The 22,584-nt window shown below is 41.5% G+C and carries 27 protein-coding genes; 20 read left to right on the top strand and 7 right to left on the bottom strand.

The annotated features are described in order from the left end of the window. Positions 1-1,086 (bottom strand): HAMP domain-containing sensor histidine kinase, encoded by a 1,086-nt coding sequence (locus AB1A65_RS14220; protein ID WP_366590414.1) that lies wholly within the window; start codon positions 1,084-1,086, stop codon positions 1-3. Positions 1,087-1,931: 845 nt separating this feature from the next. Here AB1A65_RS14220 and AB1A65_RS14225 point away from each other — a divergent pair. The 18 genes from AB1A65_RS14225 (at position 1,932) to AB1A65_RS14310 (ending at position 16,643) form a co-directional block, all read left to right on the top strand. Further along, entirely contained in the window at positions 1,932-2,126 is a 195-nt protein-coding gene (locus AB1A65_RS14225) for a hypothetical protein (protein WP_366590416.1), read from the top strand. Further along, positions 2,123-2,533, top strand: a complete 411-nt coding sequence (gene ssb, locus AB1A65_RS14230; protein ID WP_366590419.1) for a single-stranded DNA-binding protein — start codon at positions 2,123-2,125, stop codon at positions 2,531-2,533. Before AB1A65_RS14225 ends, ssb begins: the two co-directional genes overlap by 4 nt. Before the next feature lie 63 nt (positions 2,534-2,596). Then, positions 2,597-2,977, top strand: a complete 381-nt coding sequence (locus tag AB1A65_RS14235; RefSeq protein WP_366590422.1) for a DUF6876 family protein — start codon at positions 2,597-2,599, stop codon at positions 2,975-2,977. An 83-nt stretch (positions 2,978-3,060) separates the two neighbouring features. Beyond that, positions 3,061-3,510: a JAB domain-containing protein gene (locus AB1A65_RS14240; RefSeq protein WP_366590426.1), complete on the top strand. Its 450-nt coding sequence runs from the start codon at positions 3,061-3,063 to the stop codon at positions 3,508-3,510. A 532-nt stretch (positions 3,511-4,042) separates the two neighbouring features. Then, entirely contained in the window at positions 4,043-4,630 is a 588-nt protein-coding gene (locus AB1A65_RS14245; RefSeq protein ID WP_366590428.1) for a BfmA/BtgA family mobilization protein, read from the top strand. Between the two features lie 2 nt (positions 4,631-4,632). Further along, positions 4,633-5,658, top strand: a complete 1,026-nt coding sequence (mobB, locus tag AB1A65_RS14250; RefSeq protein WP_366590430.1) for a MobB family relaxase — start codon at positions 4,633-4,635, stop codon at positions 5,656-5,658. Between the two features lie 5 nt (positions 5,659-5,663). After that, positions 5,664-7,280: a type IV secretion system DNA-binding domain-containing protein gene (locus AB1A65_RS14255; protein WP_366590432.1), complete on the top strand. Its 1,617-nt coding sequence runs from the start codon at positions 5,664-5,666 to the stop codon at positions 7,278-7,280. Between the two features lie 466 nt (positions 7,281-7,746). Next, positions 7,747-8,589: a hypothetical protein gene (locus AB1A65_RS14260; RefSeq protein WP_366590435.1), complete on the top strand. Its 843-nt coding sequence runs from the start codon at positions 7,747-7,749 to the stop codon at positions 8,587-8,589. A 167-nt stretch (positions 8,590-8,756) separates the two neighbouring features. Continuing rightward, complete coding sequence (locus tag AB1A65_RS14265) at positions 8,757-9,326, top strand: cupin domain-containing protein (RefSeq protein WP_366590437.1); 570 nt, start codon at positions 8,757-8,759, stop codon at positions 9,324-9,326. 147 nt (positions 9,327-9,473) lie between these two features. Continuing rightward, entirely contained in the window at positions 9,474-10,106 is a 633-nt protein-coding gene (locus AB1A65_RS14270) for a LysE family translocator (protein ID WP_366590439.1), read from the top strand. 176 nt (positions 10,107-10,282) lie between these two features. Then, positions 10,283-10,786 carry a hypothetical protein gene (locus AB1A65_RS14275; RefSeq protein ID WP_366590442.1) on the top strand — a complete coding sequence of 168 codons (504 nt, stop codon included), beginning with the start codon at positions 10,283-10,285 and terminating at the stop codon, positions 10,784-10,786. A gap of 258 nt (positions 10,787-11,044) precedes the next feature. Beyond that, positions 11,045-11,197, top strand: a complete 153-nt coding sequence (locus AB1A65_RS14280) for a hypothetical protein (RefSeq protein ID WP_349351662.1) — start codon at positions 11,045-11,047, stop codon at positions 11,195-11,197. A gap of 120 nt (positions 11,198-11,317) precedes the next feature. Next, entirely contained in the window at positions 11,318-12,844 is a 1,527-nt protein-coding gene (locus AB1A65_RS14285) for a dienelactone hydrolase family protein (RefSeq protein ID WP_366590444.1), read from the top strand. 223 nt (positions 12,845-13,067) lie between these two features. Further along, the gene (locus AB1A65_RS14290; RefSeq protein WP_366590447.1) at positions 13,068-14,108 is read left to right on the top strand and encodes a serine hydrolase domain-containing protein; all 1,041 of its coding nucleotides are present in this window, start codon (positions 13,068-13,070) and stop codon (positions 14,106-14,108) included. Positions 14,109-14,123: 15 nt separating this feature from the next. Continuing rightward, the gene (locus AB1A65_RS14295; protein WP_366590450.1) at positions 14,124-14,759 is read left to right on the top strand and encodes a hypothetical protein; all 636 of its coding nucleotides are present in this window, start codon (positions 14,124-14,126) and stop codon (positions 14,757-14,759) included. Positions 14,760-14,825: 66 nt separating this feature from the next. Continuing rightward, entirely contained in the window at positions 14,826-15,071 is a 246-nt protein-coding gene (locus tag AB1A65_RS14300; protein WP_366590453.1) for a hypothetical protein, read from the top strand. A 699-nt stretch (positions 15,072-15,770) separates the two neighbouring features. Next, on the top strand, positions 15,771-16,244 hold the full coding sequence (locus tag AB1A65_RS14305) for a hypothetical protein (protein WP_349351666.1): 474 nt from the start codon (positions 15,771-15,773) through the stop codon (positions 16,242-16,244). Between the two features lie 87 nt (positions 16,245-16,331). Next, positions 16,332-16,643: a hypothetical protein gene (locus AB1A65_RS14310; protein ID WP_366590456.1), complete on the top strand. Its 312-nt coding sequence runs from the start codon at positions 16,332-16,334 to the stop codon at positions 16,641-16,643. A 168-nt stretch (positions 16,644-16,811) separates the two neighbouring features. Here AB1A65_RS14310 and AB1A65_RS14315 read toward each other — a convergent pair whose 3' ends face one another. Next, positions 16,812-17,261, bottom strand: a complete 450-nt coding sequence (locus tag AB1A65_RS14315; RefSeq protein ID WP_349351667.1) for a hypothetical protein — start codon at positions 17,259-17,261, stop codon at positions 16,812-16,814. A gap of 223 nt (positions 17,262-17,484) precedes the next feature. Here AB1A65_RS14315 and AB1A65_RS14320 point away from each other — a divergent pair, with 223 nt between their 5' ends. Further along, complete coding sequence (locus tag AB1A65_RS14320) at positions 17,485-17,847, top strand: cupin domain-containing protein (protein WP_366590458.1); 363 nt, start codon at positions 17,485-17,487, stop codon at positions 17,845-17,847. A 19-nt stretch (positions 17,848-17,866) separates the two neighbouring features. Here the strand turns inward: AB1A65_RS14320 and AB1A65_RS14325 are convergent, their stop codons facing one another. Beyond that, positions 17,867-18,190: a helix-turn-helix domain-containing protein gene (locus tag AB1A65_RS14325; RefSeq protein WP_366590460.1), complete on the bottom strand. Its 324-nt coding sequence runs from the start codon at positions 18,188-18,190 to the stop codon at positions 17,867-17,869. 138 nt (positions 18,191-18,328) lie between these two features. Between AB1A65_RS14325 and AB1A65_RS14330 the strand changes: the two genes are divergently transcribed. After that, entirely contained in the window at positions 18,329-19,093 is a 765-nt protein-coding gene (locus tag AB1A65_RS14330) for an MBL fold metallo-hydrolase (RefSeq protein ID WP_366590463.1), read from the top strand. A gap of 199 nt (positions 19,094-19,292) precedes the next feature. On the opposite strand, the gene AB1A65_RS14335 is transcribed toward AB1A65_RS14330, so the two are convergent. From AB1A65_RS14335 to AB1A65_RS14350, 4 genes are read right to left on the bottom strand one after another with little or no spacing between them, the layout of a single operon-like run. Continuing rightward, positions 19,293-20,189 (bottom strand): DUF4138 domain-containing protein, encoded by an 897-nt coding sequence (locus AB1A65_RS14335; RefSeq protein ID WP_366590466.1) that lies wholly within the window; start codon positions 20,187-20,189, stop codon positions 19,293-19,295. Beyond that, positions 20,186-21,103 carry a conjugative transposon protein TraM gene (traM, locus tag AB1A65_RS14340; RefSeq protein ID WP_366590469.1) on the bottom strand — a complete coding sequence of 306 codons (918 nt, stop codon included), beginning with the start codon at positions 21,101-21,103 and terminating at the stop codon, positions 20,186-20,188. The genes AB1A65_RS14335 and traM overlap by 4 nt, the downstream gene beginning before the upstream one ends. Before the next feature lie 4 nt (positions 21,104-21,107). Next, complete coding sequence (locus tag AB1A65_RS14345; RefSeq protein ID WP_366590472.1) at positions 21,108-21,725, bottom strand: conjugal transfer protein TraK; 618 nt, start codon at positions 21,723-21,725, stop codon at positions 21,108-21,110. Between the two features lie 28 nt (positions 21,726-21,753). Continuing rightward, positions 21,754-22,578 (bottom strand): hypothetical protein, encoded by an 825-nt coding sequence (locus tag AB1A65_RS14350; protein WP_366590475.1) that lies wholly within the window; start codon positions 22,576-22,578, stop codon positions 21,754-21,756. Positions 22,579-22,584: the final 6 nt, after the last annotated feature.

A 22,584-nucleotide genomic window follows, 5' to 3' on the forward strand; every position in this document is an offset into this window, starting at 1 on the left:
TCATTTTGGGAACTCCAGTGTAAAAATAGTACCTTTTGGCCGATTGGGCCGATGGGCAATACTTCCCTTATAGCTTTTTATGATACCATGGACCACACTCAGACCGAGTCCGGTACCTTCTCCAACGGGTTTGGTGGTATAAAATGGTTCAAAAACCCTACTTTCCTGACCCTTTGCAATACCCTCCCCAAAATCGATAATATGAACAATCACCTTTTCCTCACCGTTTAATAACTCCAATTTAATTTCACCGCCCTCCGGTGAATAATAGGCTGCGTTCATGATAAGGTTGAACATTACCTGAGTCAATTGTACCGCATTGGCTCGAATGCTAAGGTCTTCTTCGGCACAGGACCTTACTACGGTCAACTTCTTTTCCCTAAGTGACGGCCCCATAAGGCGTATAACACTATCGACAACCCTTTTAAGTTCGACCAACTCCATTTGTTGGGGCATTTCGCAGGTGAAGAACATCAACTTTTTTACAATTTCCCGAGAGAAGATGGCGTTGTCCAATATGGTTTGCAAATCGCTTCTTGTTCCTGGATCCGTGGTCTCATCCAATAACAATTCGGCAAACCCCAGAATATTGGCCAAGGGGGTATTCAATTCATGGGCAATACCGGCCGTTATCTCGCCCATGATATGCAAACGATCATTACGTTCCATTTGTCTTCTGGTTTCCTGTTCACTATCATGGATTTGTTTACGTTCCAAAAGATTCCCTACCGCCAGGCAGACATTTTTTAGCAAAGTCCTTTCTTCTGGCAAGAAATCTTCAGGACCATAAGCTGATGCGGGATACCCAACTGAAATGGCTCCAGCTTTATTATTGAAAACCATAACATCACTGGATAATTGTACCATTTGCTCATAAAATCCAATGGTTTGAACCCTATATTTTCCGATGGAAATTTTACACGCTGCAGCTTCTTCGTGCTGCCAACCTCTTTTTAAACAATAGGCTATGGCTTCCAAAGAAGTGTTCAGTTCATCATATCCTGAATTCACAATGATGGAGGTAACCTCGTAAAGACAGGTCAATTCCTTAACGCGTTCCTTGAGTTTGTGATCGGTGTTTTTCATAACGTTTTATTATAAAATTATAAAGGTATTAGGTTCCTTGGCAAGCTTGACCAGACACCAAATAATACCGAATAAAAATGGCTTCATTTCAAAACATGGTTTATTGGAAACTGTGACATCGTCAAACCATATCCAGAAATTGTTATTTTAACAATTTCAGTATCCTTGTTTGCAGTGCCATTAGATTTGAATATAAATGGATATTATCAAAAAATGATCTGCTCACATATTTGATTTCTAATATTAACCTAGAGAACGTTAATCTGGAATCAATCGAAATAACAATTTAAAATTCTTACTTAGAAATTTGAAGTTTTTATTTGATTATATGTAACCCGAATTGTGCATTTTTATCCAACTAGAACCAAAGTGCAAATTCCCCTATGTGGAAATGCCGATTACAGTATACCATACCGTTCTGATATAATTCAGCGCCTTCGAATGTAGTGCAAAACTTGAATTTCGCTATAGTAAACCAATTATTGGGCGCCTCTAATTTTTCGTTTTAGGTATTCCAGTCTTATGGCCCTTTCCCCTATATCTTTCTAAGAGGATATCTTATAAGACAATGCTTCTTCTCAATCATTTGTTCTGTACTACTTCCATGGAGCTATGAACTTCTCCAGTTTCGTAATTGATATTCCTTACTAAGCCCGCCGTCCCTCCTTTTTTGGGTGGCAAAACAACAACATCCCTTCCTGTAGCCGGCATAAAGCCAGACCCCTCCCCTCGGAGGGGCTTCTTTTTTATACGGCTCCCACAGAAAGGGATATTGTACCCCATTTAGCATCAAAAAAAAGGTGACAGCGATGGCGCTACTGGAAGTAAATCAAATACCACAAAACATGAAATCGTACAAACCCCATCTATCGGAAGCAGCACAAAACCATCAAAAAAAGGAAGACGCTCTAGATACCATAAGTAAATCATCTGCCTTCGGCCTTTCTTTTAATGCTGCTGGGGATGTGGTTCGGCTTTGGAAACAAGAGTTCAATTATTTTCTAACCGCCCGCTTTGGGCATAAATCCTTTCAATCATGAGCAATTTCAGAAATCATGTACAGTTAATCGGAAATGTGGGGGAAGACCCCAAGATCACCCTCCTCGATGGAGGACGCAAAGTGGCCCGTTTTCCCATGGCTACCAATGAGTACTACACCAACAGCCAAGGGGAAAAGATCCAGAACACGGACTGGCACCAGGTCGTGGCCTGGGGAAAGACCGCCGATATCCTCGAAAAGTATACCGCCAAGGGCAGCGAAATAGGTGTGCAAGGGAAGATCAAGACCCGTTCCTATACCACAGAGGACGGCAATCAGCGCTATGTGACGGAAATCGTCGCCGATGAAGTGCTGCTATTGGGCTCCAAAGCTGCCCAAGATGCCAGCGAACCAAAGACCCCTAGGTCCAAGAACGCTAAAAAGACATCCTCCAAAAAGGATGCCTAGCAGCCAAGGGGTGCCCCTAAGGCATCCCTCCTTTTCTTTTTTGTTCAATTCAAATCAATTCCCATGGAAACAAACATCCAACACCTCAAAGAACAGCTGAGCCAGTTTTGCGGCTCGCAGCAAATTTTCACCCTTCCCCTCTGCCGAACACGGTACACCGAGGGTATCCAATTCCTCGCACAGTCCGCCAATGCCTTTTGGCTGCTGACGGACGCCTCCGTGATGGGCAAGAGCCTCAGGGACAAAAGCCGATTTATTACCATCGACTTTAAACGCTATTCCCCATCCGAAGTGGAGACCCACGGCTATGATGCCGTAATCACCTATACCGATGGCAATGGTACCGTACTTACATTTCAGCAGTACCATTTCACGGATTTTCCCTTGGAACAGATCCGCCTCTTTTTTGTGGACAATACCCTCCTATTGCCCTCCGAATATTAAAATGGTCGAGGGGATGCCCAAACAACCCTTTGGAACATCCCCTCTATCATTTCTCTTAACTCTTTAATCCAATTTCAAGAAAAATGACCGCTAAAGTTAACGAAATAAAAATCAGTTACCGGGAGCATACCCGAATATCTGAAGCTCCACAATTGACCTCTTCCCGGGATGTGGCCGCGCTATTGCACGCCAACTGGGATGCCGATACCCTGGCCCTCAAAGAATCCTTTAAGATCCTTTTGCTCAACAACTCCAATCGGGTCAAGGGCACCTATCAGGTATCCGATGGGGGCATCACGGGTACCGTGGTGGACCTGCGCATCCTGTTTGCCGTGGTGCTCAAGACCTTGAGCGTGGCCATTATCCTTGCCCACAACCACCCCTCGGGGAACCTCAAACCCAGCCAGCCCGACAAACAGCTGACCCAAAAGATCAAAAAGGCTGCTGCACTATTCGATATCAAAGTCCTTGATCACCTGATCATCGTACCCAATGGGGACTACTTCAGTTTTGCGGATAATGGTATGCTGTGAGTTGTTCAATCAAGACAGCCTTCATTGTTTAAACTTGTGAGCCATTCCATCGGGGTGGCTTTTTTCGCGCCCTTGAATTGAAGCTCATGGCGTTTAAATGCAATTCATTTTCTATCATCATTTGCGTCAATTATTCCAATGGTACTAATGGTTTGGCGATATGGGATAGCGTCCTAATTCATTACTTTTCTCTTTAAAAGATATCCACCCTTTTTTACCATTTGCTGCAAACTCCATAATTCCACCTGCTGTACCTTCTTAAAATTTTATCTCTTTTTCGTTCAATGGCCCACACCAAATACCTTGAACCAGGCGATGAATTTTGTGCTGCGCACAATAAGGAAGAGCAAGAGGGCAACACGGCGAGCCGGTGTTGCATACATTGATTTTTCAATAAACCGATGTTTTACAGCAGATTATTGTTGAAAAGTTGATTAAACGAAGGCCTTCGGAGGCCCCGATTTGCGGCAAATGCCCCTGAAACCCCTATAAACAGGCACGGATTTGCGGCAAATCCAAATAAAAAACTACCATGGGAACTGAAAGTTTTAGCAACATACGCTTCAAGAAAGACACCGCCAGACGGTTCCAGTCCTTCTCACGGATGTACTATAAAACGCATACACTGGCCCTATCTGGGATGCTCGATTTTTTCAAGTACAATGAAATCTCCCCTCACGAAAACTTGGGCAAGCGCATGGGCCTTATTATGGATTTCCTCCAAAAGTTCCGCGACTTTACCGCCAAACGCAACAATGCCACCATCGCCATCATCAAGGACCTCGAAAAGCATGGTATCATGCCTACCAAGGCGATGATGGAACTGCTCTTTGAAGGGGGACCTACCTCCTCAACTCAAAAGTCTGGCGATATCCCCAAGGCCGAATTGGTCATCCCTGAAATCCAAGGGATGGACCTTGATACCGAGTTTGCCCTGCTGGAAGAACGTAAACAACGCCAACTGCTGGAACAGGAACTGGCCCAGCTTAAAACATTGATCAACGAGCAGCTCCTTAATCGGGTCAAGGTCATTAGACCTCCTCTCGGGGCTCCCCGTCTTCAATTGGAGATGACCCTTTCCGAATGGAAAGACTTTCAAGATCATTTTAAAATACCATAGCCATGTACATCACTATTACACGACAACATCTCGGCGAGACCTTTTCCCAAAGTGCTGCAGATTTTGTGGACTACCTGGAAAAGGAAAACAAGGAACTCTCTCCCGAACAGCAGGAACCCTTTTTTAACCAGCAACAAGACCATATCGACCCTAAAACAGTGGTCCAGGAAATCGATGCCAATACCGATCGCCTCAAACAAAGCGAGCCCAAGTTCTACTCCCTGACCATCAATCCCAGCCAGCGCGAACTGGCCGCCATCCAAAACGACCCCGAAAAGCTAAAAGCTTATGTCCGGGAAGTCATGAAAGATTATGCGGCTTCCTTCTATCGTAAAGAACCGGTCAAAGTGGAACAGCTAAAATATTTTGCCAAGATCGAAAAGGAACGGGCCTATTCCGGAAGGGACCGAGAGATTCGGGAAAACCGCCCCTATCGCGCACAGATCGCCAAACTCCAGAACGACCTGGCCAAGGTCAACCGTGGGGCGCTCCAAGGGAATCCGAAACACATCCAACGGGATATTGACCGCCTCTACAAACAGATGCCCCATAAATTGGATGGTAAACCCATCGAAGAGGGAATGCAAAAACCGGGTTCCCAAACCCATGTGCATATCGTGATGAGCCGGAAGGATGTCACCAATAACTACAGTCTGTCCCCAGGGAGCAGTTATCGGGAATCCGAGGCCAAACTCCATGGGCAGACCGTCAAACGGGGGTTTCGTAGGGATGAGTTTTTTGAAAAGGCGGAAAAGACCTTTGACCGGATGTTCAAATACAACCGCAACTATGTGGAATCCTACAATGCCCGGAAGACACTCGACAAGGACCCAAAGGCCTATTTCTCCAAATTGATGAGACTCCCGGCCTCCAAAAGGGCCATGGCCCTCAAACTATTGTCCAAGACCGGAGCAAAAGTACCTCTGCCCAACATTCCAACCAGTAAGGTGGCCATGGCCCGAAAGACCATCGCCCGCCTGCAAAAGGCCGCAGCCCTTGCCCGAAAGGCCAGTTCCATTGAAATCTAGCCATTATGTCCTTGGAGTACCTTGATATTGTTAATGTCTTTCTCACCAATAATTGGTGGTTGCTGTACCTTCCTTTGGGATTGGGCATGCTGCTGTTCCAGTATGTCCAACGGTGGGGTGTTTTGATAGTACTGGGGCTGTTCCTGTTGAATAGTTGCCTGTTTGTTTACTTCTTGGGTTGGGGAATCATAGTATCCTTACTATTGTATGCCTTGATCCCTTCCCTCTTCCTGAATATGCTTATCGGATTGATGTTTTATATACGTGAAGACGAAGCCACCATATCCCCGAAATATCATGCTCGGCTAACACTCCGTAGTGGTTCTCTGACCCTCAAAAACATTCGACGGGGGATTTCCATTATAGGTTCAGCGGGAAGTGGGAAAACCGAATCCGTGGTCTATGCCTTATTGCAGCATTTTCAGAAGCATGGTTTCTGTGGGGTCATCCACGATTACAAACATTTTGAGATTACCGAGCTGGCCTATCCGTTGTTCAAAGACCAAGGCATTCCTTTTCATATCGTGTCCTTTGATACCATCCATAAACGGGTGAATCCCATTGCGCCCCGTTACCTGCCTGACGAGGAAAGCGTGAACGAGGTCTCCCGGGTCCTACTGGAAAACCTGCTTGAACAACGGGAAGCCATGGCCCAAGGTTCATCGAAGTTTTTTAACGATGCCGTCGAGGGACTGCTGGGCGGATTGATCTGGATGCTTCGCACGCATCATCCCAAATACTGCAGCCTCCCCCACCTCATTGCTGTATACCAGTTGTTGGAGCCTGAACATCTGATCCAATGGCTGAGCCAAGATTTGGTGGCCAAGGCGATGGCCGATGCCTTTATCGCAGGCAGGGACTCCGAACGCCAGACTGCCGGGGTACTTTCCACACTTGCCAATGCCCTAAAAAAAATATCGACCCAACGGATATTCATGGCCCTCTGCGCCGATGAAGTGGACCTGGATATCAATAACCCCAAAAACCCTGCTGTCCTATCCATAGTCAACCATCCCAAATTTGAAACGGCCTACTCCCCCATCATTGCCACCATTCTCCATACCGTTATCAAACAGATGAGCCTTCGGGGGCAACATTCGTCCTTCGTATTGATGGAAGAGGCCCCGACCATTCGCCTGCTCAACATGCACCGGATCCCGGCCACCCTTCGTAGCTACGATATCACCACAGTCTACGTGATGCAGGACAAGGCCCAGAACGATATGATGTACGGCGATAAGGCCAGTAGGGCCATCCTCTCCAACCTCTCCTATCAGTTTTTTGGGAAGGCTAATGACCCGGATACCGCCTACTATTATGAACGTTTTTTTGAACTGGTCAAAAAGCCCATACGAAGCGTGAGCAAGAAAGCGGATTTTATGGCGTCAGACACCCGGATCACCAACATTGAACGGGAAGTAGGCAAGGTGCGGTCCGAGGAGTTCTTTCGATTGCGACAAGGGGAATTCATCGCCTTTTCGGATGGGAAGGACAGAAAGATACGGTTTCCGGTGCCCAAGGTCGAGCGGAATTTGCCCAAGTCCACTTATCCTTCAAACAGCCCTGAAATTGCCGCCAATTTTCAACGCATACATTTGGAGGTAAAGGGTTTGTTTCAATAGCAATAAACCCCAATAAGCTTTACTTCTTGTAAAAGTAAGCTTACGATAATCTTGAAACTATCTATGTTTTCTTAAGCCACCGTTTTATTGAACTTTTATAGTAAAACGAGTCCACTGTTTTGTTAAAGTTCATTTCCCTGTACTAAACAAATAGTTTACATTCTACCATTTATTTAAACTTTTAGGTTATGGTTTTCGGAAATGCATACATCAGTACCTTGGGACAAGGTATCAAGTGCTAAGGATGAAAGAAAGGGTTTGAGCAAACATTTAAAATATTTTAGCTACGGTGATACTATTGTGGTCTGGAAACTTGAACAGTTGGTTGTTGTTTGACCAATTTTACCGATTTCATTCCAAGTATCCGCTAATTGCACTTGAAATTTATCTTAACTTAGTTCCAAACATTAAAGGAATGTAAATCTTTTGATCAATATTCCAATGTTAGCCACCATTAATTGCATTTATGAAATCAATCCGAATTTTACTTATTCTCCTATTTCCAATAGCGGTGTGTAGTCAGTCGATTGTGAATAATTCCAAAAATGACTATGAATTAGTACCGGATAACGATGGAATCCTGGTCGAAAAATTTGATTCAATCATCGTGGATGAAAACAAATACAATGCAAATAATAGTGTTTTTAAGCCAGGAACCTCATTTAATTATTCCTTTGAGCATCTCACAGCAGCTGGAGAGAAACTATATTTTAAAGTCAATTCGGATCAAAAAAGTTGGGATTTTGTCACGGTAGATAAAGCCGATTCCAAAACCATCAAATCTGTGGTTATCCAGGTTATGTCCGGCAACCCCATGGCACAATATGTACCAGATTATAATCAGACCACAATTGCGTACATTCTTTTGGAAAATGAGCCATTCTCAATGTCAGGGGTTATCGAGAATGAAGCCAATGTCTGGGTTCACCCACCCCGCGATCACTATTTTAAAATCCTGGAGTTAAATCCGTTTCCATACATAAAAGCCCCCTATGCGGTAGGAACGGAATGGACTTGGAATTTAAAGATAGGAAGTAAATGGGGTGACCAGCGATGGAAAACCTGGGATGGTAATATTGATAACACATATAACTACAAAATAACCGATAAGATAGTAATTAAAACTCCACTTGGAGACTTGGAATGTCTTGTAATTGAATCAACAGGGGCAAGCGAAATTGGCACAACGGAACTTGTCGCCTATTTCCATCCAAAATATGGTTTCGTTAAATTGAATTACACCAATATTGATGGAAGTAAAACAAATCTTGTATTGACTGAATATATGAAAAATGAAATGGGTGGCTAACATGTAATCTTTGGAACACATTTGTTCAGTTACCGGTAGTAATAAAAATCAACCCATGAGGCTTCGCATTTGTTAGCTTCCTGTTTTCAAACCATTGATAAACCAGAATTCTTACCTTTAAAGGAAAGAACAAAAAAACGATTCCCTATCACTTAAACATTCAAAAAATGATTGAAGACAATGTAAGAAGGAATTTTATTAGAAAAATAGGGCTTTTTACTGGTTTGTTGTTCGTTGGGAATAATGATATACTAGCTACAATGAAGGATGTAATAAACATGGAAGGTTCAATACTTAAAGCAAGTGAAGGGGAAATTTGGTTCATAGGTAATGAGCGTAAGGCGGAGGTTAATATAAAGATTTCAAAAACTTCAGAACATTCGCCCGAAATATCATTGCTTACAGAAAAAATAACTTTTGGAGATGGAATACCGGTCCATAAACATCTAAATGAAGAAGAATTTATCTTCATCCAAAAAGGCAGGTTGGAAGTTACAATAGGAAGTGAAATACAGGATGCAGAGCCAGGAGACCTAATTTATGTTCCACGTAATTCTTGGCATGGATTTGAGAATAAAAGTAATGAAGAGGCTATAATTCTATTTGGCTATTCCCCTTCTGGATTTGAAGATTATTTTCGAGCCATCGGAACAAAAAGTATTGGTCAGAACCTAGGGTTTACCACAGATGATTGGATTCGTACAAATAATAAATATGGAGTAGTTTACAGAAATTAGCCAAAATAGTATATGAGCATATAAATTATATTAAAGTTCAAATATAGGATGATCAAACACTTCGATTTTATTCCATTTTTGGTTGTATATATTTGTATTTCATGTTAATTTAAAAAGTTAAAAAAAATAAAACAAACCAAGAAAACTATGTTCGGAATTATAAACTTTGAGGCTTTTTTGATAGCTGGGTTGATTTTGAATTTGACACCAGGAGCTGACACTTTGTATATCCTCGGGCGCAGTATTGGTCAAGGAAAAAAAGCAGGGATTCTATCAGCTTTAGGCATATCCACAGGAGCAATCTTTCATATCATTTTTGCAACATTAGGATTATCAATTATACTTGCCAAATCTGCAATGGCTTTTGAAATTGTTAAGTATTTGGGTGCTGGCTACTTAATTTTTTTAGGCCTTAAAACAATCTTTAATAAAGCAGACGGAAAATTTGAATTGAATGAACAAAATGAAACTGTGAATTACACAAAAATATACTTCTCGGGTATTATGACAAATATTTTGAATCCGAAAGTAGCATTGTTTTTTCTTGCGTTTTTACCACAATTTATTGACCCAAATTATGTGCAAAGTTCACTTCCGTTTTTGATACTAGGAATAACTTTCTTACTAACCGGAACAATTTGGTGCTTGATTTTAGCTTTATTTGCCTCTAAATTGTCTGACAGAATTAGAAAAAATTATAAAATAAAAATGTGGTTGGACAAAATTACCGGCGGAATTTTTGTCGCTCTGGGTGTAAAACTAGCCTTAATGAAAAAATAACTGTTGCCAACAAGTATAACTATAAGTAATTGCTTGTCCTCGCCTACTTCTCAAAATCCTTGCAGACTTTTAGTTAGCTGTGAACTTTTATAGTTAAGTGTTATACCACGCTACTACTTGAAGTGGATACCGTTAAAGTTCAATTAAAGGATAACCACCAGGCAATTGAATATGTTATGAAATTAATCCCTTCCGTAGACATTGAACTATTAACTTCATTTTCAAAGGAAGAAGTTGAAAGTATCCTAATGAATAATATCGGATCAAAAAGAGGAATAGAACTCAGATTTTCAAAAACAAAGATTGAAAAGCCATTTGAAGGATATTTTGCAAATGGACAATTTGAGATACAAAGGGCCATCAACTATAAAAATTCATTTCTTCCACAAATTAAAGGAACCGTGAGTGAAAGTATGAGCGGAACAATAGTTAGGGCCAAGTTTCAACTGCATGGCTTCGTGATAGCCTTTATGGTTGTTTGGCTAGGTGGGGTTTCGTTGGCTTTGTTAGGTTCTATTTATGCAATAATATCACATGAGGCAAATCCTGCCGTGGCAATAATCCCGCTAATAATGCTCGCTTTTGGAATTGCATTGGTTTATTTTGGCTTTAATTCCGAGAAAGAAAAATCCATCAATGAATTAAAGAGAATATTGAAAGCACATATTAAAAAATTTTAAAGTTCAATAAAACGATAACTTGCGACTGAAAGTGTATAAACAAAAATAATTTCAAACCGAAGATATCAGTTCTTAACTATATGAATACGGATAAGCAAATAGAGATTTACCAAGCTAATGATGGTTCCACTCAAATAAACGTTCAATTTGAGCAAGATACCGTTTGGTTGACACAGGCGCAAATGGGTTAACTATTTAAAAAAAACAAACGTACAATTTCGGAGCAAATAAGAAACATTTTTAAAGAAGGTGAACTGGATGAAAAAATGGTTGTCCGGAAATCCCGGACAACCACTCAGCATGGACTTGGTGTATAACCCTTCCGAGGGCAGGGTAAGTGATACGGGTGACCTTGCCTATTACCATTGTACGGCCCTAGGAAATGGATTCATTAAATATTTAGTAGATTAAGAGGACCTGAGGCAACCAAAAGAACAGATAAGTATAACCCTTATTTACGCAATTAAGTGCAAACTAAAGAAAAACGTTAAAAGCATACCAATCATAGGCGGTTAGCACAAATTGAACATCATGAGATTGACAATTCTTCAGATTTTAATATTTTTCTCAGGTAACCTAATTGCCGCACAAACTTCGCTCAAGGAAATTAACCTTGAAAATGGAGCATACAAGGTTGGATTTCGACACTATACAGCCACTGACAGCACACGAACTTATAGCAGAATCTTTGACTATACCAACAAAAAGTTCTCAAGACCAATTCCCGTAAGCATATGGTATCCTTCTGAACAGGAAATGGTTAACAGAGAGCCACTGACAGTTTTAGATTACTTTGAAGTTCTAAAAGAAGAAGAGGAGTGGGAACACCTGCCCAATGATCAAATACTTAATTGGTTCTATTATGCCAATACCCCCGCCAACCAAAAACACCTTTTGGAAACCACGACAGCATACGGTGGTGCGAGATCTGCAAAGGGAAAATTTCCGGTAATCATTTATGCACCCAGTTTCCAAGCTTCCTCCATTGAAAACTTTGCGCTTTGCGAATACTTGGCAAGCCATGGTTTTGTGGTGATATCCAGTCCAAGCAGGGGAACTGAAACCCGTTGGTTCAGTAATAACAATGCTAAAGAAATGGAGACCCAAGCCAGAGATGTGGAGTATTTGATCAAGGAGATAAGTAAGTATCCTGTTGCGGATGATGATATTGCTATTATGGGTTTTAGCTTTGGCGGCCTGTCCAATATCCTGGTGCAGACACGTAATGACAAGGTAAAGGCCGTTGTCAGTTTGGACGGTACTGAAAGATACCAGTATGGACTACTTACCCAGTCACCGTTTTTCGATGCCTTTAAAATGGATGTCCCCTATATGCACATGGCTCAAAAGGACATTCCTGAAATTGTCCTGAAAGAAGACAAGATTGACGCTGCGCTGAACACCGAATTCAAATTGTACGATAGCATAACAAAAAGCAAAGTGTATCGGTTAAAGTTCCACAACCTGAGCCATACCCATTTTAGTACGCTGGGCGTTCTTTTTGCCGAGAGGGACAAGAGGCAGGATAAAAGAGATCCAGAAATAATGAAATCTTACAAATGGGTCGCTAGGTACACACTGCAATTCTTGGAAGCTACTTTAAAAGGGGATAAGAATGCCTTACAGTACATCGATAACGATCCGCAGTACAATGGAGCTGCGGATGGCTTGATAACGCTACAAATCAAGCGGCCAGAAAAAGAGGCGTACACCTTTCAGGATTTCCATGAGCTGGCCTTAAAAAAGAATTACAAAAACTTGGTTCAACTCCACGACTCTATCCTAAAAAAACATACTTCATTCAAAATTCCCGAAGGCAATTTGAACACGCTCGGCCTACAACTTGTTTTCAATCCAAAAACATCCGATCAAGGCATAAAGGTTTTTCTTTTGGGGACAAAACTCTATCCCAATTCCGCCAATCTTTATGATAGTTTGGCTGAGGGCTATCTATTTATGGGAAATGACAAAAAGGCAATTGAAAGCTTTGAAAGGTCTTTGGAGTTGAATCCACAAAATCAGAATGCCATCAACCGATTGGAGCAGTTAAAGAAATAAAGCTAATTGATTGAAGGGCAAATAACTTATTGGAAAACACGACTGCCCAAAATCACCACACAGATTGCCAAAATTCATAATAACTGATTTCTTAATTCTTGTTTTAACTCAATTGTTTAATACTGCGTATATTGGAAGTATGATTGAATATGGCATAAGTGTAAAAAATGATGATTCGAGGCGTCTTATCCTGACCATTATATCACTATTTCTTTCAATCAACATGTTTTTTGCGCAGAATGAAGAGGAAAAACTTGCTGATATCATCGATTATCTTAGAGAGTTATCCTATCCTGAGTTTTCTGGCGTGGTCTTACTTGCAAAGGGGGATAACGTTCTATTTAAAAAGGCTTATGGGTATTCAAGTATAGAGTATGAAGAAAAAAATACTGTCAATACATTATTCAATATTGCCTCAATAACAAAAACAATGACAGCCGTGGCGGCCCTTCAATTGGTCGATAAAGGTCTATTGGATTTAGATACTCCAGTAGGTGAGTATTTACCAGATTATCCTAATCATAGAGTTAGAGATTCGGTTACAACCTATCAACTGTTGACCCATACATCAGGGCTGAACAATTTTTTAGTGGATGATTTTAAAGATATGGGGAAATTAAACCTAAAGGATACTAAGGACTATTTGCCATTATTTGCATCCAAACCGCTTTTGTTTACCCCCGGATCTAAATATTCATACAGTGCTGCGGGGTACGTTGTTCTTGGGCTGTTGATTGAAAAGCTGAGTGGTGAAAGCTACCATGGATACATGGAAAGTCATGTCTATGAGAGAGCAGGGATGGAAAGAACAATTGCCATACCAATAGATTCAATGGTCGAAAACAAGGCAAGTGGATATACCAGTTATTTTGGAGAATCCTCCCATTTGAGCAAGAACGATTCCTATTTTGGGTATGCCAATCCTGCTGGTTTTTACTATTCAACAGCCGAGGACCTTTTGAGTTTTTTTAATGCCCTAAAAGACTATCAATTGATTTCTGAGGAATTGACCAAGAAAATGATGTCACCACTGGTAAAGGGATATTACACCAATTATGGGTTTGGTATTTCAGTGGATAAAAGATGGGAACAAACCATTGTTGGCCACACCGGTGGTTGGTATGGTGTTCACTGTGAGCTGATGCATTTCGAGAAAGATGAGATTACCGCCATAATACTCTCAAACGTCGATACTGCTGAAGGTGAGGGAATGAACAAAATTTCAAATTACATTAAGCATGTTTTGGCCAATAAACAATACTAAAGTTCAAAATAAACAATGACCGAACAAGAATTTTTCAAAAATCTACAAGAAAAGACGGAAACGATATTTTATCAAAGCGAAATCTACAGGAAAAATAAAGATAAAAAATGGTTTTATTCCATCTGTAACGGGCCTATTTTGAGGCATAAACCAATCATTTTTGGATTGAATTGGGGCGTTAGCAATGACCCGAATTATGAAGGGCACAAGGCACAGAAAACATATCCAGAAAATATTGATCAAAATACGTGGAAGTTTAAATCCCATGTGAACACCTATTTGATCAAATATTTTGGATACTCTTTTGATGAAGTCAATTACAGTAATCAATGCTTTTTTAGAACCACAAACGAGAAATTTTTAAGTTACCAAGATTGGAGGGACTCAATAGCCCTGTTTAGGGAATATGTTCAGTATATAAACCCTCCATACTTGATTATGTTGGGAAGACCTAGACACCTAAATAACGACGAACTTAAAGACTACAGAAAAATTGCATATCTGCCTCTAGGATCAGAAAGAAGGTCTTTTGTTCGATTGGGAACCCTTTTTGATAAATACACCTTTGGCTCAGTCCCCCATAGCTCTGCTCATATCTCTCCAGACACCCATGATGAATTATGGAAAATTCTAAAAGAAAACTTGAAATAATATCCAAAATAGGTTTCCGTATCCTAACTATTTCGATTTTTGTAATTTCATTTTAAATATGACTCTTTGATGAATAGGTCAGCTTCAAAATCCACAAAAAAAGAACTGGTAATTTGGATAGAATCCCTCAACGATGATTCAATTATTGCGCTATTACATTCTATAAAACTTTCCAGTGAAGGAAAGTCTGGTGACTGGTGGGATGAAATTACAGAAAGTGATCGGGTAAACATTCTCTCTGGCATAAGAGACCTTGAACAAGGACAGACAATGAACTCAAAAGAGTTTTGGAAGGAGATTGCCAATGGGTAATATTTGTGAAGTCACCTGGACAAAAAAGTCCGTTTCCAACGCATTGGAAATCAAAACACACCTTAATCGCAAGTTCGGCAAAAAGGATGACCCAGTCTGGTTTGAGAAACTTTTAAAGCAATTTGAGAAAACCGTGTTTCATTTCCCAACGCTTTATCCAAAATCACATAAACTTAAATCCTTACGACGCGCTGTAATACACAAAAACATTACCATCTATTATCTGGTCGAAAAGAAAGGATTACAGTCATTTCGATGAAGGATAATTGATAACTTTAAACAAGTGGGCAAAAAAAACTAATGTGATAATAGACGAAAACATATTGAAAACATATCACTGGAAAATAATACTATACTTGCTGGTTCTTTTATGGATATGCCTATCCATTTTAAGCTGCAGCAAGGATGAGTGCCGTGAAGAGAAAAAAGAAAATTGTGCAGTAACTTTTGAAATCAACCCCGTTTGTGGGTGCAATGGTGTTACTTACGAAAACCCATCAACAGCCGAGTGTAATGGCATCAAGGACTATACAATGGGCTCATGCAACTAGGTTTTTTGACCGTATAGTAAGCGAAGCGAAGTCTTTTTTTTAAATAGCTGTGTGCCAAGTAATTTGTATGGATTGCCTTAGTTAGCCTATTTTTACTTGAATTAGTTTTGATTCATTGAATCGAGCACGAACCCAATCCAAATGATCAATGAAAAAAATTGTGCCTTTGATTATAATGGCTTTTATGTTGTCTAATTGCTCCGAAAATGATGGCGGTATAGACTGCGCGCTTTTTGATCCTGGCTTCCCTTCGTTGTATGTCAGACTGATCGATCAAAATGGAGATAATCTAATTGGGAACGGAACCATTGACCCGAACGAAATAATACTCCTAAAAGGATTGGGCTACAGATACAATCCGCCCAATGAATTTGCAGTTCAAGATTCCGATATCAGGAAGTTCGACAATACAATCAAGCTGTATATCCCGAATGAGTCTACTTTTCAATATATCATTAAACTGAACGAAACTGATGTTGTTACCTTGGATATTTCTGCTCAACGAAAAAATATCCCCTGCGATCTTTTTTATTATATTCCAACAGGGATATTGCAGAATAACAAAGAACTTCAAATAGAGGAAGTTTTCACCTTGGAATTTATAGCAGAAATTACAATTTAAAAATCATGTACATGGAACAATCGGTCCATTTAAATTGCGACTCGTTTGTGGTGGCGATGTTAGAAACACCCCAAAATATATTCAGAGATGGTAAAAAAGCGAACTGAGCACATAATTCATGCAGATGAAGTCGAAATAGGTCCACTCCAATTGCAATTGATGCTCGGGTCCTCGTACAAAAAAGCGATTGAACTATGCGTAAACAGCATTTTTTGTAACTGTGGGTCAAAAGACAAACGTCTGGTTAATTACAAAAGCTATATCAACGACTTAAACGATGTCATTCTAAAGGGCTGGTGTAGTTCTTGTAATACCATCGCAGCAAGATATATAGAAACTGGTGAACGTGAAGGTATTGAAGCCATTGCGGATAGAATAAGACATACCAATCAAAAATAACCTTATATACTTGACCAGTAAAACGGTTTGAAGATGAACATCTTACTCGTGAATCTCATTTTTATGATACCTAAAAAAGAAGATGTCTTTTTGTTGATTAGAGCCCCTAAAAATAGTAAAGGAAGGTGAAATTAACCTTATGTGTTGGTGCTGAAAAACTTCTGTAAACTACCTGCTCAATCTTATAGCCTTGAACTTCATGACTTTTGATGTTTCATATCCTATGTTTAATATATTCCCATCTATTGCATAATTCATTATAAATGCTTCCCGACTCGAGTCATAGGTCGAAGCGATGGTCTGATAAAAACGCATCCCCCACTCACTTTCGGCTACTTCGGTTCCATTCAGCGAAAGAAATGTCAAACTACCTGTACCCGAAGCATACTCCCCGAAAAAAGTGTTCCGTGCCGTTGAACCATCAAATTCATCTTCCTTAAACGTGATTCGGATAACATCTCCCCTGTTAGGGGTATTTATATTTTCTCCCGTACTTTCATTGAAGTACGAAACCAACTCCCAAGAACCTATTAGCGTTACATTGGTCACCACATCATCATCACTGCATCCTAAACAGAAAAAAAGCATCAGAAGAATAGCTAAATACCTGACTGACATAACAATAAATTTATAGTAATATACAATTTTAACATAGACATCCCTTCGTTAAATCATCACAATTTTTAATTCCTTATGTTTGAGTGGCCTGAATTTTATTTCTAAACCATTTGGAATAATGATCAAACAATATTTTGAGGAATCGGTAAAGTGCAGTATGTTTTATTAAATCAAATGATAAAATTGGCCGTAACCAATCATCGAAACCAACCTTGATATAGGAATGACCATGAAAAAAAAACGTGCAAACTCGGAACACTACATTTGGGGAGGAAATTGCCATGGTTGGCATCTATTGAAAAATGACCGATTGAGTATCATAGAAGAGTCCATGCCTCCCAATACTTCTGAGGTGAAGCATTACCATAACAAAGCTCAGCAATTCTTTTATATTCTAAGGGGTAGTGCAGTTTTTGAGTTGGACAATACAACTCTGCATATTGGCGAACGGGAAGGGATACATATCGGAAGCCAAGTTATCCACCAAATTCGAAACGAGGGCAGCACAAATTTGGAATTTATTGTAATCTCAGAGCCCACATCTAAAGGTGATCGGGTAATCATAGAACAGACCAAAACCAAATAACAATCCTAAGCAAAAAAGGTCAGTTATTCCCGAACTTCTCCAACGCGGCGAGGATAGGCCCCAAAGACTTACCCTTTTCCGTGAGGGCATAATTCACCTCGGGTGGAAAGCCGTTTGTTTCACGTCTCTTGATGATGCCCTTGGACTCCATTTGCCGTAAATGGTCTGCAAGTACTATTTTAGAAACTCTAGGCATCGATCGCCAGAGGTCGTTGAACCTGAATTCCCCATAGTGGAACAAATAATGCAAGATCATGGGTTTCCATTTTCCCGAAAGCATGGTCAATGCCTTCTTTAATCCACAATTCTCAAAATCCTTGTAGTCCATCGCTGGTTTATCCATAAAACAAAGTTACCTAAAAGTAACCTTCTTGCTCATTTATAAAGACTCAGCTAGGTTTACCAAAATAAAGATGACGTCCCTTAGATACTAATGGAGCTGAGGCGGACTTTAATGAATAAAATGTTTAAACCCTATCCTATGCACATACAGTTATGGCGCAATGCCACCATCCAGATTGCAGTCGGAAAAACCAACATACTGATCGACCCTATGCTGGGAGAAAAAGGAGCGGTCGGTCCTTTTCCCTTTACCAATGATCAACGTGAAAATCCATTGGTCCCCTTGCCCTTCTCTGAAGAGAAACTTAGAAAAAAACTGAAATGCATTGATGCCGTCTTTGTTTCGCATCTGCATCCGGACCACTGGGATGAGGCAGCCATTCGTTTAATCGAGAAGACAACCACAATCATATGCCCTGAACCTTTGGCAAAAACCATAGCTTCTTATGGCTTTCAAAAGATTATTACGCTCAATGATCAAATGGTCCTGGATGATATCCAACTCCACCTGACCAACGGACAGCATGGTACTGGTGACATAGGGAAACATATGGGCCAAGTGAATGGAATCATACTTGAACACCATAATCTTAAACTCTATATCGCAGGGGATACCATATGGTGCCCTGAGGTTAAGAAAGCTATAACCGAACACCGCCCCCAGTACATCATTGTGGCAGGGGGTGCGGCTACCTTCGCCATAGGAGACCCCGTTACCATGACCGGAAAAGATATCAAGGCTCTTTGTGAACATGCTTCTAAGGCATCCATTTGGATAACCCATATGGAGGCGGTAAGTCCATGCAGGGAGAATAGGGCCATGCTTACCGAATATCTAAAGTACCATGGGCTTTTGAATCAGTGCAAGGTATTGGCCGATGGGGAGAAAGTAGCGCTAAATTAAACAGAGTTTTCTACTTGAAAAAGTCTCAGTGAAAAGGCCATACCTTTTTCAACCTGGCCCCTCCTAGGGTTGTAGACCTATTTTATCGGAAACAACCCTATCACATAAGGCGCTAACTTAAGCAGTACGGGAGTTTAATAATGTAAAAAATCGAATCACAACCCCCAAAAAGTGCTTTGGAAAACCCATATCCAAGGGTTTAATGGCGAGTAAAAACCTTCGGTTCAAATATCCTATTTGGTCCCTTGCTTTGCCATTTAATATTAGAGCCCTTAGCACGCCCATGGTACCTTTTACCCTTTAGCAGCAGTTTGCGACTGCCACTTTTTTCCTGTAGCTCTATCATTAGACGCTCCCTACCAATCAAAGTAAACTTGGGTACCACATATACAAAACGCTCCACATGGCCTACCTTGACGATGGAAGGCTTTTTATAACCGTAAAGTGGTTCCAGGGAAAGTTTCTGATAGGAGGATTTCTTTCTTGGATTCCCATGCACCTTAAACAGCTGGACAAAATCCACCTCAAAATCGATATCGGACTTATTTTCTATCTCAAGGACGATATAGGTTTCCCTGCCAAAATAGGCCACATCACGAAGTCGAAGAACCATGCCATCTTTACGTTTGGCCTTGAACACGGTGGTATTTCGTTCCATAAAATAGCGGCTGGCATTGCGATACTGAAGACTGTCCGCTAGTGTAACTGTTTGGAATCTTCTTCTTTTCTTTTGGGACATGTCATCCTTACACTTTTCTGGCAGGACATTGCCAATAGCCTTATTTATAGTTAGGAACTTATGGCTCTGCTCTAGCTGTTTACGATAGACCAGATAATAGGAATACGCCAGACCATCTTCTGTCACCACTAGCAGATTGCTGTCATCACCTGGATTCCCTTGCAAAAGCCCTACCCTTTCCAGGGTTTCTTGATTATATCCCAGTGTATAATTGGCATGCCCGGTAACCGCCCTCTTTATTGGCTTTGGGAATATCAGGGACAACACATGGGTGTCATTCACATATAAAGTGTCCGCTTGGGCATTAGCCGCAGCAGTGGACAAAAAAAGTACCGGTAGATATTGAACTAATTTCATAGGGTTTGATTTTCTGATTTGAGTATGAGTTGATAACCATCATGAACTGTCACGCGCACGGTACGATTGGAGCGTCGGAATACCTGTTTGATGCCTCCCAATTGAGGCATACCAGGAAGGCTGATATCCTGAACGGCATCGTCCAGCACCTCTCGTGTTGCTTCTTCGCGATAACTGTTCTCCACATAGATGCCCTCTCCCCCGTCCATGGTATCGTAGGCCTTTAAACGGACAGGATGCTGGCCAATATGGTCAATGGACAGAAAGACCCGATTAGCCCCAAACGAAACAAATCCATAGAGCAGGGTGTTTCGTGTAAAATATCTGCCATTGATATCCATGTCCTCATTAAGCCGCAGTTCCAGACGGTTTTTGGCCCGTACCCGTTGCTCACCGTTAACTATGGCCCTAATAGCAACGGGAGGATGAACACTATCTTTTTGTATTGGTCTGGAGCCAAAAAAAGCGGTATGGGCCTTGGAAAAGTCGATGGGTTTTGGTTCTGGCTTTGGGTCGGAGTTTTCCGTTTGGATATCCACTATTGGTTGGGTCCTTGATTTAGGCTTACGGTAAGTACCCGCCCCATAATCAATACGTCCCTCCCTGTAGATACTGTCCACGATACGCTGGCGCTGTTTCTCCTGTAATTCCGGGTCATATGCCCCGGTGGAATCGATATACTCTTCCCCGTACAGACTGGGCTTTGTCCGTTCGCGTTCGTCCTTGATGGCGTCAACGGCCTCTAGCTTTGAGCTGAACTCTTCTGGTTCCTCTACCAGTTCCGGCACCTTTGTTTGTCTTATCTCGTCATCTTTTGAAGGTTCCTCCAGCTGCAATGCATAGAGCATAATAAACCCACAAATGCTAACAAGCAGACCTATAAACAACAATTTGTTTCTATCCAGTTTCATCATGACATTAATTGTTTTCTGGTTCAAGTTGACGGAGGGAATCTTCAAAAAAGTCGGTAATCAACAATCCATGCGGATTGTTTGGAAAATTACGTTCCACTACAATGAGTTCGCCTGAGGTAACCAATTGGTAGCGGTCCATGACCGCTCCCCGATGGACCTCAAATATGGTCCTCGCCCTAAAACGATAAGGCTCCTTGTCCAAGTCCAGTTCAATGTCCACCTGTACAACCTGTTGCCGCAACGAAAACTGTAACAGTCGGTTGTAGACCCCATCCGATTTTTTTTGACGGTAAATGGCATCCACCGAAGCATCCCCTAGCCACAAGGCCTTATCCAAATGGTCGTGGTAATTGCTATCATCAATACCATAAAAAAGCCGGTGGAACAGATCAATATGGGCCAAAGCCTCCACCTCCCGTTTCTTTTCTTGGCCTACCAGTTCCAATGGCACTATCGTGCCATCGGCACCTATGGCAAAGGCAGCGTTCAATAATTTCTCCTGATAGTGGTACAGCATTCCCATCGAAAGGCCGCTTGTTAATAGACAGAGAACGACCACCGCCAGAACAATAAAACGGTTCAAACGAAGGACATCAGTGATGTTTTTATATACTTTTTTCATAACGGTTTGTTTTCAAAGTGAATATGGTTTAAGCCCCCCCTGCAAAAAGCCGAAACGTAAAAGTCGTCGCCCGCTTATAGAGCTTGAACTTCAGCAGTACGATAAACCCTATCCCCGCAAGCTCGATCAAGGGGGCGAACAGCTCGCTGCCAAAGTCCGTTCCAAAGAGATTGGGCCAAAAATTATCCGTGATTTCTTGATAGAGGGCATTGACAAAGACATTGACCAAAAAGAAGGCCGGGACGATCATATATACCGCTGCATACAAGCGGAAGAAGCGATAGCCTATTTCCCTGAACTTCTCAAAGACCGCCATACTAATGACCAAGGGGAAAAAAGCCTGCATTACCCCAAGGATAAAATAGCGTTCGGCCAAAAAGAGCGGGTAGATGAACAGGTCCAGTACCCAAAGGACCAAACTCCCGGCCCAAGCCAGGGTCCTTAAACCTATCAAGGGTGTGGCCAGCCATTCGTACAATAGGCCCATGGCCTTGGTGGCCGCATCCAAGAGACCGGTCTCCTCCTCGACTTCCACTTCCTGAAGGGCAAGTGGCAATAGTTCAGGTGCCGTATCCCGGTACTGGGTCTCAATGGCCACCAGGATGCTGTCAAATGCTCCCAACACTTCTGTTGAGAACAATACCACCAATACCACCGCAAAATTCCGAATCAGATCGCTCGGCGTCAGTCCCCAAGTAAGTCCTGTGCGCATTGCTCCGCCCTCGTAATACTTTTTGATGATATTGACCAAAAAGAAGAGTACCGCCAAGGCCTTCATCCCTCCAATGGTATAGGTGGCAAAACTGCTGCCCTTGATGGTCTGAAAGACCGCATCCACATATTCAAGTCCCATGTCGCT

Source organism: Allomuricauda sp. ANG21, from assembly GCF_040705235.1.
Taxonomy (GTDB): domain Bacteria; phylum Bacteroidota; class Bacteroidia; order Flavobacteriales; family Flavobacteriaceae; genus Flagellimonas; species Flagellimonas marina.

Bases quoted from the DNA above. Each gene is read 5' to 3' on its own strand.
- AB1A65_RS14220 (WP_366590414.1), bottom strand. From the start codon at position 1,086: ATGAAAAACACCGATCACAAACTCAAGGAACGCGTTAAGGAATTGACC.
- AB1A65_RS14225 (WP_366590416.1), top strand. From the start codon at position 1,932: ATGAAATCGTACAAACCCCATCTATCGGAAGCAGCACAAAACCATCAA.
- ssb (WP_366590419.1), top strand. From the start codon at position 2,123: ATGAGCAATTTCAGAAATCATGTACAGTTAATCGGAAATGTGGGGGAA.
- AB1A65_RS14235 (WP_366590422.1), top strand. From the start codon at position 2,597: ATGGAAACAAACATCCAACACCTCAAAGAACAGCTGAGCCAGTTTTGC.
- AB1A65_RS14240 (WP_366590426.1), top strand. From the start codon at position 3,061: ATGACCGCTAAAGTTAACGAAATAAAAATCAGTTACCGGGAGCATACC.
- AB1A65_RS14245 (WP_366590428.1), top strand. From the start codon at position 4,043: ATGGGAACTGAAAGTTTTAGCAACATACGCTTCAAGAAAGACACCGCC.
- mobB (WP_366590430.1), top strand. From the start codon at position 4,633: ATGTACATCACTATTACACGACAACATCTCGGCGAGACCTTTTCCCAA.
- AB1A65_RS14255 (WP_366590432.1), top strand. From the start codon at position 5,664: ATGTCCTTGGAGTACCTTGATATTGTTAATGTCTTTCTCACCAATAAT.
- AB1A65_RS14260 (WP_366590435.1), top strand. From the start codon at position 7,747: ATGAAATCAATCCGAATTTTACTTATTCTCCTATTTCCAATAGCGGTG.
- AB1A65_RS14265 (WP_366590437.1), top strand. From the start codon at position 8,757: ATGATTGAAGACAATGTAAGAAGGAATTTTATTAGAAAAATAGGGCTT.
- AB1A65_RS14270 (WP_366590439.1), top strand. From the start codon at position 9,474: ATGTTCGGAATTATAAACTTTGAGGCTTTTTTGATAGCTGGGTTGATT.
- AB1A65_RS14275 (WP_366590442.1), top strand. From the start codon at position 10,283: ATGAAATTAATCCCTTCCGTAGACATTGAACTATTAACTTCATTTTCA.
- AB1A65_RS14280 (WP_349351662.1), top strand. From the start codon at position 11,045: ATGAAAAAATGGTTGTCCGGAAATCCCGGACAACCACTCAGCATGGAC.
- AB1A65_RS14285 (WP_366590444.1), top strand. From the start codon at position 11,318: ATGAGATTGACAATTCTTCAGATTTTAATATTTTTCTCAGGTAACCTA.
- AB1A65_RS14290 (WP_366590447.1), top strand. From the start codon at position 13,068: ATGTTTTTTGCGCAGAATGAAGAGGAAAAACTTGCTGATATCATCGAT.
- AB1A65_RS14295 (WP_366590450.1), top strand. From the start codon at position 14,124: ATGACCGAACAAGAATTTTTCAAAAATCTACAAGAAAAGACGGAAACG.
- AB1A65_RS14305 (WP_349351666.1), top strand. From the start codon at position 15,771: ATGAAAAAAATTGTGCCTTTGATTATAATGGCTTTTATGTTGTCTAAT.
- AB1A65_RS14310 (WP_366590456.1), top strand. From the start codon at position 16,332: ATGGTAAAAAAGCGAACTGAGCACATAATTCATGCAGATGAAGTCGAA.
- AB1A65_RS14315 (WP_349351667.1), bottom strand. From the start codon at position 17,261: ATGTCAGTCAGGTATTTAGCTATTCTTCTGATGCTTTTTTTCTGTTTA.
- AB1A65_RS14320 (WP_366590458.1), top strand. From the start codon at position 17,485: ATGACCATGAAAAAAAAACGTGCAAACTCGGAACACTACATTTGGGGA.
- AB1A65_RS14325 (WP_366590460.1), bottom strand. From the start codon at position 18,190: ATGGATAAACCAGCGATGGACTACAAGGATTTTGAGAATTGTGGATTA.
- AB1A65_RS14330 (WP_366590463.1), top strand. From the start codon at position 18,329: ATGCACATACAGTTATGGCGCAATGCCACCATCCAGATTGCAGTCGGA.
- AB1A65_RS14335 (WP_366590466.1), bottom strand. From the start codon at position 20,189: ATGAAATTAGTTCAATATCTACCGGTACTTTTTTTGTCCACTGCTGCG.
- traM (WP_366590469.1), bottom strand. From the start codon at position 21,103: ATGATGAAACTGGATAGAAACAAATTGTTGTTTATAGGTCTGCTTGTT.
- AB1A65_RS14345 (WP_366590472.1), bottom strand. From the start codon at position 21,725: ATGAAAAAAGTATATAAAAACATCACTGATGTCCTTCGTTTGAACCGT.
- AB1A65_RS14350 (WP_366590475.1), bottom strand. From the start codon at position 22,578: ATGGGACTTGAATATGTGGATGCGGTCTTTCAGACCATCAAGGGCAGC.